Origin of the sequence: Pseudomonas grimontii, assembly GCF_007858185.1 — a bacterium.
GTDB lineage: Bacteria > Pseudomonadota > Gammaproteobacteria > Pseudomonadales > Pseudomonadaceae > Aquipseudomonas > Aquipseudomonas grimontii.
Genome location: NZ_VFES01000010.1, coordinates 155,936 through 169,211, shown reverse-complemented (window position 1 = coordinate 169,211; position 13,276 = coordinate 155,936). Strand labels below are relative to the sequence as shown.

General features: G+C 62.1%; 11 protein-coding genes. 9 read left to right on the top strand and 2 right to left on the bottom strand.

Annotated elements, in window-relative coordinates; translation table 11 throughout:
* Window positions 1–35: 35 nt before the first annotated feature.
* The 4 genes from FIV39_RS17210 (at window position 36) to rarD (ending at window position 5,010) form a co-directional block, all read left to right on the top strand.
* Window positions 36–800, top strand: coding sequence for a TOBE domain-containing protein (locus FIV39_RS17210; protein ID WP_090401776.1), 765 nt, complete (start codon window positions 36–38; stop codon window positions 798–800).
* Window positions 801–879: 79 nt separating this feature from the next.
* Entirely contained in the window at window positions 880–2,778 is a 1,899-nt protein-coding gene (locus FIV39_RS17205) for a PhoX family protein (RefSeq protein ID WP_090401775.1), read from the top strand.
* 179 nt (window positions 2,779–2,957) lie between these two features.
* The gene (locus FIV39_RS17200) at window positions 2,958–3,932 is read left to right on the top strand and encodes a serine/threonine protein kinase (RefSeq protein WP_090401774.1); all 975 of its coding nucleotides are present in this window, start codon (window positions 2,958–2,960) and stop codon (window positions 3,930–3,932) included.
* A 193-nt stretch (window positions 3,933–4,125) separates the two neighbouring features.
* Window positions 4,126–5,010: an EamA family transporter RarD gene (rarD, locus tag FIV39_RS17195; RefSeq protein WP_090401773.1), complete on the top strand. Its 885-nt coding sequence runs from the start codon at window positions 4,126–4,128 to the stop codon at window positions 5,008–5,010.
* A 219-nt stretch (window positions 5,011–5,229) separates the two neighbouring features.
* Here the strand turns inward: rarD and FIV39_RS17190 are convergent, their stop codons facing one another.
* Window positions 5,230–5,742: a glycine cleavage system protein R gene (locus FIV39_RS17190; RefSeq protein WP_090401772.1), complete on the bottom strand. Its 513-nt coding sequence runs from the start codon at window positions 5,740–5,742 to the stop codon at window positions 5,230–5,232.
* A gap of 266 nt (window positions 5,743–6,008) precedes the next feature.
* Here FIV39_RS17190 and FIV39_RS17185 point away from each other — a divergent pair, with 266 nt between their 5' ends.
* On the top strand, window positions 6,009–8,186 hold the full coding sequence (locus FIV39_RS17185; protein ID WP_090401771.1) for a malate synthase G: 2,178 nt from the start codon (window positions 6,009–6,011) through the stop codon (window positions 8,184–8,186).
* Window positions 8,187–8,360: 174 nt separating this feature from the next.
* Here the strand turns inward: FIV39_RS17185 and FIV39_RS17180 are convergent, their stop codons facing one another.
* A complete protein-coding gene (locus tag FIV39_RS17180; RefSeq protein ID WP_090401770.1) occupies window positions 8,361–8,807 on the bottom strand; it encodes a response regulator in 447 nt (148 codons plus the stop codon).
* 247 nt (window positions 8,808–9,054) lie between these two features.
* Between FIV39_RS17180 and FIV39_RS17175 the strand changes: the two genes are divergently transcribed.
* The 4 genes from FIV39_RS17175 to FIV39_RS17160 all read left to right on the top strand — a co-directional run bounded on the left by FIV39_RS17175 (window position 9,055) and on the right by FIV39_RS17160 (window position 13,265).
* Window positions 9,055–10,977 (top strand): putative nucleotidyltransferase substrate binding domain-containing protein, encoded by a 1,923-nt coding sequence (locus FIV39_RS17175; protein WP_186731539.1) that lies wholly within the window; start codon window positions 9,055–9,057, stop codon window positions 10,975–10,977.
* On the top strand, window positions 10,974–11,681 hold the full coding sequence (locus FIV39_RS17170) for a 3'-5' exonuclease (RefSeq protein ID WP_090401768.1): 708 nt from the start codon (window positions 10,974–10,976) through the stop codon (window positions 11,679–11,681). The genes FIV39_RS17175 and FIV39_RS17170 overlap by 4 nt, the downstream gene beginning before the upstream one ends.
* A gap of 100 nt (window positions 11,682–11,781) precedes the next feature.
* Window positions 11,782–12,300, top strand: a complete 519-nt coding sequence (locus FIV39_RS17165; RefSeq protein ID WP_053131018.1) for an RNA polymerase sigma factor — start codon at window positions 11,782–11,784, stop codon at window positions 12,298–12,300.
* A complete protein-coding gene (locus FIV39_RS17160) occupies window positions 12,297–13,265 on the top strand; it encodes a FecR domain-containing protein (RefSeq protein ID WP_090401767.1) in 969 nt (322 codons plus the stop codon). Before FIV39_RS17165 ends, FIV39_RS17160 begins: the two co-directional genes overlap by 4 nt.
* Window positions 13,266–13,276 lie beyond the last annotated feature (11 nt).

Here is a 13,276-nt window from a genome sequence, read left to right as displayed (position 1 = left end):
CGCAACGTCCGCTCATCCCAACACAGCGTATGCCCATGTCTCTACCGACTTTGCTCAGCCAACATATTGTCCGCCGCCCCCAGCGGATCGCCCTGCTGGGGCATATCGCCGAGCAGGGCTCCATCACCCGCGCCGCCAAAAGTGCAGGCTTGAGCTACAAGGCCGCCTGGGACGCCATTGATGAGCTGAACAACCTGGCGCAAAAACCCTTGGTCGAGCGCAGTGTCGGCGGCAAGGGCGGCGGCGGTGCCCGACTCACAGCCGAAGGCGAACGGGTGCTACGCCTCTATCAACGCCTGCAAGTGTTGCAGGCCGAAGTGCTCGGCTCGGACGAAGCCGCCAGCGACTTCAACCTGCTCGGCCGCTTGATGCTGCGTACCAGCGCCCGTAACCAGTTGCATGGCCAGGTCATTGCGATTGAACAGCATGGCCGCAACGACCTGATTCACTTGCAACTCGCTGGTGGGCTGACCCTGGCGGCGCAAATCACCCATGACAGTACGCAACGGCTGGAGCTGGAGATCGGCGTGGAAGTGGTTGCGTTGATCAAGGCCGGCTGGCTGGAATTGCTGGCGCTCGATAAACCTGCAACACCTGGACACAATTGCATGAGCGGGACCGTCGACGCGATTCTCGACGCCGAGGACGGCCCCAGCGAGGTGCGCATCGCCCTGCCCAATGGCCAGGTTTTATGTGCCCTGGCGCAGCCCGCCGTGCTCAAGGCCCTCGACGCCGCCGCAGGCCGGATGCTCCAAGTGCAATGTGCCCCCAGCAATGTACTGCTCGGCACGCCGGTGTAATCCGAGCGGATCTTCTAACTGCAACAATTTCGTCACGCCCGCTCCTTATGGTGTCTGCAAAAACCGCAGGGAGCCTGAGATGAGCCTATTAGAAGAAAACCAAGCCACCGACCTCGAACAGATGGTCGGCCTAACCCGCCGCCGCTTCATCGGTGCCGGCGCTCTGTGCGGTGCCGCGATGTTCCTCGGCGGCAACCTGCTGAGCCGCAGCGCCCTGGCCGTCAACGTCGCCTCCGCCAGCCCGCTGCTGGGCTTTACCAGCATCGCCGCAGCCACCAGCGACGCCATCACCCTGCCGCCGGGCTACAGTGCTTCAGTGCTGATCAGCTGGGGACAGCCGCTGCACAAAAGCGCCCCGGCCTTCGACCCGTCCGGCAATGGCACCGCCAAAGCCCAAGAGCAACAGTTCGGCGACAACAATGACGGCATGAGCCTGTTCGCCTTCCCCGGCGACGACAACCGCGCGCTGATGGCGATCAACAACGAATACACCAACTACCGCTACCTCTACGCCCACGGCGGCGCACCGCAATCGGCCGAAGACGTGCGCAAGGCCCAGGCCAGCGAAGGCGTGTCGGTGATCGAAGTACGGCGCAAGGGCGATACCTGGCAGTTCGTCCAGGACTCGCGCTACAACCGGCGTATCCACGGCAATTCACCGATCCGCCTGAGCGGCCCCGCCGCCGGCCACGAATGGTTGAAAACCAGCGCTGACAAGTCCGGCAAAAAAGTACTCGGTACCTTCCAGAACTGCGCCAACGGCAAGACCCCATGGGGCACTTACCTGACCTGCGAAGAGAACTTCACCGACTGTTTCGGCAGCAGCAACCCCCAGCAAGCGTTCGATGCCGGGCAGAAACGCTACGGCGTAGTGGCCGCCAGCAAAGAAATCAACTGGCACCTGCACGACCCGCGTTTCGACATGGCCAAGAACCCCAACGAACTCAACCGCCACGGCTGGGTAGTGGAAATCGACCCGTTCGACCCGCAATCCACCCCAGCCAAACGCACCGCCCTGGGCCGTTTCAAGCACGAGAACGCCGCATTGGCGCAAACCCGCGACGGCCGCGCCGTGGTGTACATGGGCGACGATGAACGCGGCGAGTTCATCTACAAGTTCGTCAGCCGCGACAAGATCAACCACAAGAACCCCAAGGCCAACAAAGACCTGCTCGACCACGGCACCTTGTACGTGGCCATCTTCGATGCGGGCGATGGCAACGCCGATCATCCGAAGGGCAAAGGGCAATGGGTAGAGCTGACCCATGGCAAAAACGGCATCGACGCCAGCACAGGCTTCGCCAGCCAGGCCGAAGTGCTGATCCACGCACGCCTGGCCGCCAGTGTGGTGAAAGCCACACGCATGGACCGCCCGGAATGGATCGTGGTCAGCCCCACCGACGGCCAGGTCTACTGCACCCTGACCAACAACGCCAAGCGCGGCGAAGATGGTCAACCGGTGGGCGGGCCCAATCCGCGTGAGAAAAACGTCTACGGCCAGATCCTGCGCTGGAAAGCCAACGCAGATGACCATGGCGCAGCGGACTTCAGCTGGGACCTGTTTGTGGTGGCCGGCAACCCTGGCGTGCATGCCGGCACGCCAAAAGGCGGCTCGTCGAACATCAACCCACAGAACATGTTCAACAGCCCCGATGGCCTGGGGTTCGACAAGGCTGGGCGCCTGTGGATCCTTACCGACGGCGACTACAGCAACGCCGGCGACTTTGCCGGCATGGGCAATAACCAGATGCTCTGCGCCGACCCGAGCACCGGGGAAATCCGCCGTTTCATGGTCGGGCCGGTGGCGTGTGAGGTGACGGGCATCAGCTTCTCGCCGGATCAGAAAACCCTGTTTGTGGGGATTCAGCACCCAGGCGAAACCGGTGGTTCGACTTGGCCGGAACACCTGCCGAATGGCAAGCCGCGTTCGTCGGTGATGGCGATTCGGCGGGATGATGGTGGGATTGTCGGCGCCTGATAGGCCGCCATCGGGGGCAAGCCCCCTCCCACAGGTGACCGCGTTTATCCTGTAGGAATGCGGTCCAGTGTGGGAGGGGGCTTGCCCCCGATGGCGATACTCAACTCGCCCCCTATCTCCAGCCTTGTGCGTTACCATACCCGGCCGGACGCGGCGCCCTGCTGCGCGCAGGAGTTCGCATGGCCCATCCGTTTGAAACCCTCACACCCGACCTGGTACTCGATGCTGTCGAAAGCATCGGTTTCCTCAGCGATGCTCGCGTTCTGGCGCTCAACAGCTACGAAAACCGCGTGTATCAGGTGGGCATCGAAGACTCCGAACCGCTGATCGCCAAGTTCTATCGCCCCCAGCGCTGGACCAACGAAGCGATCCTCGAAGAACACCGTTTCACCTTCGAGCTGGCCGACTGCGAAGTGCCGGTGGTCGCGCCGATGATTCATAACGGCGAAAGCCTGTTCGAACACGCGGGCTTCCGCTTCACCCTGTTCCCCCGCCGTGGCGGCCGTGCGCCGGAGCCGGGCAACCTTGACCAGCTCTATCGTCTCGGCCAGCTACTCGGCCGCTTGCACGCCGTGGGTTCTACCCGCCCGTTCGAACACCGCGAAGCCTTGGGTGTGAAGAACTTCGGCCACGACTCCCTCACCACCCTGCTCGAAGGCAACTTCATTCCCAAGAGCCTGCTGCCGGCCTACGAGTCCGTGGCCCGCGACCTGCTCAAGCGCGTGGAGGAGGTGTACAAGGCCACGCCGCACAAGAACATCCGCATGCATGGCGATTGCCACCCCGGCAACATGATGTGCCGCGATGAGATGTTCCACATCGTCGACCTCGACGACTGCCGCATGGGCCCGGCGGTGCAGGACTTGTGGATGATGCTCGCCGGTGATCGCCAGGAATGCCTGGGGCAGTTGTCGGAACTGATGGACGGCTACCAGGAATTCCACGACTTCGACCCGCGCGAACTGGCGTTGATCGAACCGCTGCGCGCGTTGCGCCTGATGCACTACAGCGCCTGGCTGGCACGGCGTTGGGATGACCCGGCGTTCCCCCACAGCTTCCCGTGGTTCGGCAGCGAGCGGTATTGGGGCGACCAGGTGCTGGCGCTGCGTGAGCAACTCTCAGCGCTCAACGAAGAACCGCTGAAACTCTTCTGACGGCTTTGGCTTTATGTGGGAGGGGGCTTGCTCCCGATAGCAGTGTGTCAGCTACAGATAAGCTAGCTGATACACCGCCATCGGGAGCAAGCCCCCTCCCACACAAAGCAGACCTCATTACCAAGCCAGTCCCATTGGTTGACAAATATCCTTACAATCGCGCTTTGTTAGCTGCCTAAGCAAGGATTCTGCAATGCAACCCGCCAACCCCCGCAAGGGGTACATCCTGGGCCTTAGCGCCTATGTCATCTGGGGTCTGTTCCCGCTCTACTTCAAAGCCATCGCCAGTGTGCCCGCCGCCGAAATCATCGTGCACCGGGTGCTCTGGTCGGCGCTGTTCGGTGGTTTGCTGTTGATGGTGTGGAAGCACCCCGGCTGGTTTCGCGAACTGCGCGACAACCCCAAGCGCCTGGCGATCCTGGCACTCAGCGGTTCGTTGATCGCCGGTAACTGGCTGACCTATGTATGGTCGGTGAACAGCGGGCGCATGCTCGAAGCGAGCCTGGGTTACTACATCAACCCGCTGGTGAATGTGCTGCTGGGCATGCTGCTCCTCGGCGAGCGCCTGCGTCGCCTGCAATGGGTGGCCGTCGGGCTGGCCGCGGTGGGTGTGGCGCAACAGGTATGGCAGGTGGGCAGCTTGCCGTGGGTATCGCTGGTACTGGCGCTGACCTTCGGTTTTTACGGCCTGATCCGCAAGCAGGCGCCGGTCAAGGCACTGCCGGGGCTGGTGGTGGAAACCTGGATGCTGGTGCCGATTGCGGTGGCCTGGTTGCTGTTCAACCCGTCGGCCCACAGTGCACAACTGGCGTTCTGGAGCACATCCGAAGCCTGGTGGCTGGTGGCCGCCGGCCCGGTGACGCTGATCCCGCTGGTGTGCTTCAACGCCGCCGCACGGCATTTGCCCTACACCGCGCTGGGCTTCTTGCAGTACGTGGCGCCCACCTTGGTGCTGCTTGAAGCGGTGCTGCTGTTCGGTGAGCACCTGGCGTCGAGCACGCTGCTCGCCTTTGCCTTTATCTGGGCCGGGCTGGTGGTCTACAGCGTCGATGCGTGGTTGACCGTGCGCAAACGCTGATCAAATAACATACAAACCTCTGCAAGCCCCAGCCGGCCCGGCTTGCAGAGATCCACCCCAAGGTTATCCACAACCTGATCCCCGCCATTTGTGCACAAGCCCTTGAAACTGCTCGTTTTTTGCTCAGCCCGCGCAGAAGCCCGGTCGGCGTGGCCTGGCGCCGGGTCTCTACAGGTTATCCACAGGCCCATGCAAGATTTCCATGCATAACCTTGGGGGTTATTCCTCGCTGCGCAACTCCACCATCAGGTCATCGGCCAGTGTTTCCAGCGACGCCTGCAACTTATCCAGAGACAACGTCGACGGCACCTGCAACAACGCCTCCGCGCTGAACAGCGGGTCACCGCTCATCGGGGCCGGCCGTACATCGGTGCTCAGGCGTTCCAGGTTCACGCCCTGCTTGCTCAACAGCGCGGTAATCTCACGTACGATGCCCGAGCGGTCATTGCCAACCAAGGTCATCACAATCGGTTTGGAAGTGAATGCCTGCCCGGTGCTGCCCTCGCCTACCAGCACGCGAATGCCGTGGGTGGATAAGTCTTCCAGCGCCCCTACCAACGCCTGACGGTTTTCCGCTGGAACGCTGACCCGCAGGATCCCGGCAAATTGCCCGGCCATATGCGCCATTCGGCTTTCCAGCCAATTGCCGCCGTGGGCCGCAATGTTCTGCGCGATGCGTTCTACCAGGCCGGGTTTGTCGGCGGCGATAATAGTGAGTACAAGATGGTCCATGGCGAAGCCCTCTGAATTCAATCTACAAGGTGGACTCGGAAGCCCTCGAAAACAAATCGTGTACCATTTTTATATTTACCTGGAACAATCCAATAGTTTTTTGAGAACATCCGGTTCTCCGCTGTGACCGTACGACCAAAGTGGGTCGCTAAACGACGTATTTAGTCTAATTTTCACAACCGCAAGTCATCATGTAGTATGCCCTCCCGTGCACTACATAATGAAAATCTGAATCAGCGCATAAGCTCCGCAGAGTGAGGCAAGCAATGACTGAACACGTTCAAGTCGGTGGCCTGCAGGTCGCCAAAGTCCTGTTCGACTTCGTGAACAACGAAGCCATTCCCGGTACCGGCATTACTGCCGACCAGTTCTGGGCCGGCGCCGACAAGGTCATCCACGACCTGGCACCGAAGAACAAAGCCCTACTCGCCAAACGCGACGATTTCCAGGCGCGGATCGATACCTGGCACCAGACCCACGCCAGCCAGGCCCACGACCCGGTGGCCTACAAAGCCTTCCTGCAAGACATCGGATACCTGCTGCCAGAAGCCGCAGACTTCCAGGCCTCGACCCAAAACGTCGATGACGAGATCGCGCGCATGGCCGGCCCACAGCTGGTGGTGCCGGTGATGAACGCCCGCTTCGCCCTCAACGCTTCCAATGCACGTTGGGGCTCGCTGTACGACGCACTGTATGGCACCGATGCCATCAGCGAAGCCGACGGCGCCGAAAAGGGCAAGGGCTACAACAAAGTGCGTGGCGACAAGGTGATTGCCTTCGCCCGTGCCTTCCTCGACGAAGCCGCGCCGCTGAGCGCCGGCAGCCACGTCGATTCCACCGGCTACAAGATCGTCGACGGCATGTTGATCGTCAGCCTCAAGGGTGGCAGCAACAGCGGCCTGCGTGACGACGCCCAGTTGATTGGTTTCCAGGGCCCTGCTGCCGAGCCGATCGCGATCCTGCTGAAACACAACGGCCTGCACTTCGAAATCCAGATCGACGCCAGCACCCCGGTCGGCCAGACCGATGCCGCCGGCGTCAAAGACGTACTGATGGAAGCCGCACTCACCACCATCATGGACTGCGAAGACTCCGTCGCCGCCGTCGATGCCGATGACAAGGTGGTGATCTACCGCAACTGGCTCGGCCTGATGAAGGGCGACCTGGCTGAAGAAGTGGCCAAGGGTGGCAAGACCTTCACCCGCACCATGAACGCCGACCGCGTCTACACCGGCGTCGACGGCCAGGACGTGACGCTGCACGGCCGTTCGCTGTTGTTCGTGCGCAACGTTGGCCACTTGATGACCATCGACGCGATCCTCGACAAAGACGGCAACGAAGTACCGGAAGGCATCCTCGACGGCCTGCTCACCAGCCTGGCGGCGATCCACAGCCTCAACGGCAACAACACGCGCAAGAACAGCCGCACCGGTTCGGTCTACATCGTGAAGCCGAAGATGCACGGCCCCGAAGAAGCCGCGTTCACCAACGAGCTGTTTGGCCGTATCGAAGACGTGCTGAACCTGCCACGCAACACCCTCAAGGTCGGGATCATGGACGAGGAGCGCCGCACCACGGTCAACCTCAAGGCCTGCATCAAGGCCGCCAGCGAGCGCGTGGTGTTTATCAACACCGGCTTCCTCGACCGCACCGGCGACGAGATCCACACCTCCATGGAAGCGGGCGCGATGGTGCGCAAGGCAGCGATGAAGGCAGAAAAATGGATCGGCGCCTACGAGAACTGGAACGTCGATATCGGCTTGAGCACCGGCCTGCAAGGCCGTGCACAGATCGGTAAAGGCATGTGGGCGATGCCCGACCTGATGGCGGCGATGCTTGAACAGAAAATCGCCCACCCACTGGCCGGCGCCAACACCGCCTGGGTGCCATCGCCGACGGCGGCCGCACTGCACGCGCTGCACTATCACAAGGTCGACGTGTTCGCGCGCCAGGCCGAACTGGCCAAGCGCGAACGAGCATCGGTGGACGACATCCTGACCATTCCCCTGGCCAGCAACACCGATTGGTCCGACGAAGAAATCCGCAACGAGCTGGACAACAACGCCCAGGGCATCCTCGGCTATGTCGTGCGCTGGATCGACCAAGGCGTGGGTTGCTCGAAAGTGCCGGACATCAACGATGTCGGCCTGATGGAAGACCGCGCCACCCTGCGCATCTCCAGCCAGCACATCGCCAACTGGCTACGCCACGGCATCGTCAACGAAGCCCAAGTGATGGAAAGCCTCAAGCGCATGGCGCCGGTGGTGGACCGTCAGAATGCCGGGGATGCGCTGTACCGTCCGCTGGCACCGGACTTCGACAGCAACATCGCGTTCCAGGCAGCGGTGGAACTGGTGATTGAAGGGACTAAGCAGCCGAATGGCTATACCGAGCCGGTGTTGCACCGTCGGCGGAGGGAGTTCAAGGCTAAAAACGGCCTGTAAATGAAAAAGCCCTGATCGTGAGATCAGGGCTTTTTCTTTGGGGCTTGTGGTGACTGGACAGGCGCCATCGGGGGCAAGCCCCCTCCCACAGTTGATCGTGATACATCCTGTAGTAATGCGGTCAACTGTGGGAGGGGGCTTGCTCCCGATGAGGCCGGTACATACACCACAAAATCAGGAAGCCATCCCCAACTCCCGCTTCACCAACTTCGCCAACTTCACGCTATCGATCGGCTTGAGCAAAAAGTCCACCACGCTCAAATGCATCGCATCAATCACATCCGGCGCTTCCGCGTCCCCCGACATGATGATGATGGGCAACGCAGCGCGAGTGGATTCGCGCACCTGGCGAATCAACTCGAGGCCATTGCTCGGCGCCATGCGCAGGTCGGTGATCAGCAAACCGATGGAGCTGCTGGACTTCAATAAATCCCACGCTGCCTCACCACTGTCGGCAGTCATGCAGCGAATACCGTCCAAGCCCAGGATCTCCGCCAGCAGTTCACGCGCGTCCTTGTCGTCATCAACAATCAACACGCGTTGTGGCGGTAAATCAGGCTCCAGCATCACGGCGCTCAGCGCCTCGCGCTCGGCATCACTCAAAATATCGTGGTCGGACATACGTTTCTCAGCAGTTCTCATCAATCCCCCCGTCACACTCGTCAGACATCTGCGGAAGGGCGATCAATGTGCACTTCGTCGGAAAGTTTGCCTAGTGGGTGTTCTACGGGGTTTGGACGATAGTCGTGTAAGGTTTTTCCTTAGTTCTGCGGCGTTTTCATCGACCTAGACTTACGTCCAATGGGCACCCGCCGCTCAGGAGTCGACCATGCAGGACGATAACGACAAAAAAATTGCGGTCATGGTTATGAGTAAAGCTGATGCTTTCGCCCAGGCGGGAAAAACTGCTGTCATGCAGAACATCCACGGCACCCTGCAGTTCCTGCAACGCTTTCCGCCGTTCAACCAGATGGAAAACGCGCACCTGGCGTTTTTGGTGGAACAGTGCCAACTGCGCTTCTTCGGCCCCGGCGAGAGCATCCTCAAGCCGTCGGGCGGGCCGGTGGAGCACTTTTACATCGTCAAGCAGGGCCGCGTCGTGGGTGAACGGCCGGACGCCACGCAAGCCACCTTCGAAATTACCACCGGTGAGTGCTTCCCCCTCGCGGCGCTATTAGGTGAACGGGCCACCCGCACCGAACACAAGGCCGCTGAAGACACTTTCTGCCTGCAACTGAACAAGCCGGCCTTTATCAAGCTGTTCGCGCTGTCCAGCCCGTTCCGCGACTTCGCCTTGCGTGGCGTCAGCAGCCTGCTCGACCAGGTCAACCAGCAAGTGCAGCAAAAAGCCGTGGAAACCCTCGGCACCCAATATTCCCTGAACACCCGCCTGGGCGAATTGGCCATGCGCCATCCGGTCACCTGCAGCCCGCAGACGCCGCTGCGTGAAGCGGTAACGCTGATGCATGAGCAGCAGGTGGGCAGCATTGTGATCGTCGACGAACACAAGGCGCCCCTGGGCATTTTCACCCTGCGCGACCTGCGCCAGGTGGTGGCCGACGGCACCGGCGACTTCAGCCAGGGCATCGAAGGCCACATGACCCAGGCGCCGTTCTTTTTATCGCCGGACCACAGCGCCTTCGACGCAGCCATCGCCATGACCGAGCGGCATATCGCCCACGTCTGCCTGGTCAAGGACCAGCGCCTGTGCGGCGTGGTGTCCGAGCGCGATCTGTTTTCCCTGCAACGGGTCGATCTGGTGCACCTGGCCCGCACCATCCGCAATGCGCCACGGGTGGAGAACCTGGTGGCGATGCGCGGCGAGATCGGCCAACTGGTGGAGCGCATGCTCGCCCATGGCGCGTCGTCTACCCAGATCACCCACATCATTACCCTGCTCAACGATCACACCGTGTGCCGGGTGATCGAGTTGACCCTGGCCGAAAAAGGCGACCCCGGCGTGCCGTTCAGTTGGCTGTGTTTCGGCAGCGAAGGCCGGCGCGAGCAGACGCTGTACACCGACCAGGACAACGGCATCCTGTTCGAGGCCAAGGACGCGGTGGAGGCCGCCGAGATTCGCGGGCGGCTGCTGCCCGTGGCGCAGCAGATCAACCAGAGCCTGGCACTGTGCGGGTTCAGCCTGTGCAAGGGCAACATCATGGCCGGCAACCCCGAGCTATGCCTGTCGCGGGCGGAATGGGCGCGGCGGTTTGCGGCGTTTATTCGCGAGGCGACGCCGGAAAACCTGCTGGGGTCGAGTATCTATTTTGACCTGCGCGTCGTGTGGGGCGATGAACGTGGCTGCGAGCAACTGCGCCAGGGCATTCTCGACCAGGTGGGGGATAACCGGCTGTTCCAGCGCATGCTGGCCGAGAACGCCTTGCGCCAGCGCCCGCCCGTAGGACGCTTTCGCGATTTTGTGCTGACGCGTAAAGGCGGGGAAAAGGCCACCCTCGACCTCAAGGTGCAGGGGCTTACCCCCTTTGTCGACGGCGCACGCCTGTTGGCCCTGGCCAACGGCATCCATGCCAATAACACCCTGGAGCGCCTGCGCCAACTGGTGGTCAAGGAAGTGATCGAGCCCCTGGACGGCGCCGCCTATGAAGAGGCCTATCACTTCATCCAGCAAACCCGCATGCAGCAGCATCAGTTGCAGACCCGCGAGAACCAGCCTTACTCCAACCGCGTCGACCCCGACAGCCTCAACCACCTGGACCGCCGTATCCTGCGTGAGTCCCTGCGCCAGGCCCAGCGCCTGCAAAGCAGCCTGACCTTACGGTATCAACTGTGAGCTTGTTTGACTGGCTACGCGCGACCAAACCCAGGCTGGATACAGCGCAACAACGGCGCCTGGAGCAACTCCCCAAGCCTCTTGTATTGGGCGACAACGCGTTGCGCAGCCAGCGCTGGGTGGTGCTGGACCTGGAAACCAGCGGCCTGAACCTCAACCGTGACCAGGTGCTGTCCATCGGCGCGGTCGTGATCGAGGACGGCGCGGTGGATTTTTCCCAACTGTTCGAGCGCACCCTGCACCGCGCCGAAACCAAACTCAGCCCCAGCGTGCTGATCCACGGCCTCGGCCCCAGCGCCATCGCGGCGGGCAGCGACCCGGTGGAGGCGTTGCTGGACTTCATGGAGTTTGTCGGCGACAGCCCGCTGCTTGCCTTCCACGCGCCATTCGATCAACACATGCTCGGCCGCGCCCTCAAGGACAGCCTGGGCTACCGCCTGGCCCATACGTTCCTCGATGTGGCCGACATCGCCCCGCTGCTGTGCCCCGAGGCGCATATCCGCGAAGCCGGGTTGGACGACTGGATCAACCACTTCAACCTGCACGTGGGCGAACGCCATCACGCCAGCGCCGATGCCCTGGCCACGGCGGAGCTGATGCTGATCCTGTTCAGCCGCGCGCGCCAGCAGCAGATCGACACGCCTCAGGCGCTGCAAGAGCGTTTGAGCCAATGGAAGCGGCGTAAACACGCGCCATCGTTTTAATGTCACCTCCCGACAGACGCTAATTGCGCCCGCCCCACACCTCTGACACAATCGCGAATAATTCTCGTTAGTTTAAACCTTTTGTTTATTCGGTGATGCCTTGTCGTCGGTCCAGAACCCACACAGTGAGCTTGTTGGTGCGTTGTATCGCGACCATCGTGGCTGGCTGTTGGCCTGGCTGCGGCGCAATGTGGCCTGCCCGAGCCGTGCCGAAGACCTGAGCCAGGACACCTTCATGCGCCTGCTGGGCCGTGACGAGTTGCGCGAGCCCCGCGAGCCACGAGCGTTTCTGGTGGCTATCGCCAAGGGCTTGCTGTTCGACTACTTCCGCCGTGCCGCCCTCGAACAGGCCTACCTCACCGAATTGATGCTGATCCCGGAAAGCGAACACCCTTCGCCGGAAGAACAGCAACTGATCCTCGAAGACCTCAAGGCCATCGACCGCCTGCTCGGCAAGCTGTCGAGCAAGGCCCGCGCCGCGTTCCTGTATAACCGCCTCGACGGCCTCGGCCACGCCGAAATCGCCCAACGCCTGGGCGTGTCGGTGCCTCGTGTGCGCCAGTACCTGGCCCAGGGCATCCGCCAGTGCTACATCGCCCTGTATGGCGAGCCACTGTGACCTTTGTCAGCGCCAAGCCGGTGTCGGCCCGCGTGCTGGATGCGGCGATTGCCTGGCAGTTGTCCCTCGATTCGGGCGACGGCAGCCCGGTGGAGCACGAAGAATTCAGCAAATGGCTGGCCAGTGATGAAGAACACGCCCGTGCCTGGCGCCAACTGGGCATGCTCGACCAGCGTTTCAGCGTGGCTTCGGGCCCGGCGCGAGCGGCGTTGTTGCAATCGCGCGAGGGCATTCGCCAGCGTGTGCGCAAGCTTGGCAGCGGCCTGGCGAGTATTGCGCTGGTGTGCGGCCTGGCGTTGTTTGCCGGCGAACGCTACGTGCCGATCCACTATTGGCTGGCCGACCAACGCACCGCCACCGGCGAGCAGCGCACGCTGAAACTGGCGGACGGCACGTTGATCAACCTCAACACCCACAGTGCCATCGACGTGCGCTTCGATGAGAAGCGCCGGCTGATTGTGTTGCAGGAAGGCGAAATCCTCGTCGAGACCGGCCACAACGATGCGCGCCCGTTTTATGTGCAAACCCGCGACGGCAGCCTGCGCGCGCTGGGCACGCGGTTTATCGTCAAGCGCGAAGACGACGCCACGCGCCTGAGCGTGCTGCAATCGGCGGTGGGCGCCCAGCCCGAAGCGCTGGCGCAGGAACAGGTGTTCAAGGAAGGCCAGCAAGTGCTGATGCGCAGCGACGGCCTCGGCCCTGCCCTGGCCGTCACGCCCGCCACCGATGCCTGGACGCGCGGCATGCTGGTGGTCGACAACGCCCGCCTGGGCGATGTGGTGCAGGAACTCAGCCGCTACCGTACAGGCCATCTCGGGGTGGATAAAGACGTGGCCGACCTGCGCATCACCGGCAGCTTCCCGCTGCACGACACCACCCTGGCGCTCAACGCGCTGCTGCCGACCCTGCCGGTGCAGATCGAACAGCACACGCCGTGGTGGGTGACGGTCACGGGTAAGCCTTAGGTTCTGCGGCA

Bases quoted from the DNA above. Each gene is read 5' to 3' on its own strand.
- FIV39_RS17210 (WP_090401776.1), top strand. From the start codon at position 36: ATGTCTCTACCGACTTTGCTCAGCCAACATATTGTCCGCCGCCCCCAG.
- FIV39_RS17205 (WP_090401775.1), top strand. From the start codon at position 880: ATGAGCCTATTAGAAGAAAACCAAGCCACCGACCTCGAACAGATGGTC.
- FIV39_RS17200 (WP_090401774.1), top strand. From the start codon at position 2,958: ATGGCCCATCCGTTTGAAACCCTCACACCCGACCTGGTACTCGATGCT.
- rarD (WP_090401773.1), top strand. From the start codon at position 4,126: ATGCAACCCGCCAACCCCCGCAAGGGGTACATCCTGGGCCTTAGCGCC.
- FIV39_RS17190 (WP_090401772.1), bottom strand. From the start codon at position 5,742: ATGGACCATCTTGTACTCACTATTATCGCCGCCGACAAACCCGGCCTG.
- FIV39_RS17185 (WP_090401771.1), top strand. From the start codon at position 6,009: ATGACTGAACACGTTCAAGTCGGTGGCCTGCAGGTCGCCAAAGTCCTG.
- FIV39_RS17180 (WP_090401770.1), bottom strand. From the start codon at position 8,807: ATGTCCGACCACGATATTTTGAGTGATGCCGAGCGCGAGGCGCTGAGC.
- FIV39_RS17175 (WP_186731539.1), top strand. From the start codon at position 9,055: ATGAGTAAAGCTGATGCTTTCGCCCAGGCGGGAAAAACTGCTGTCATG.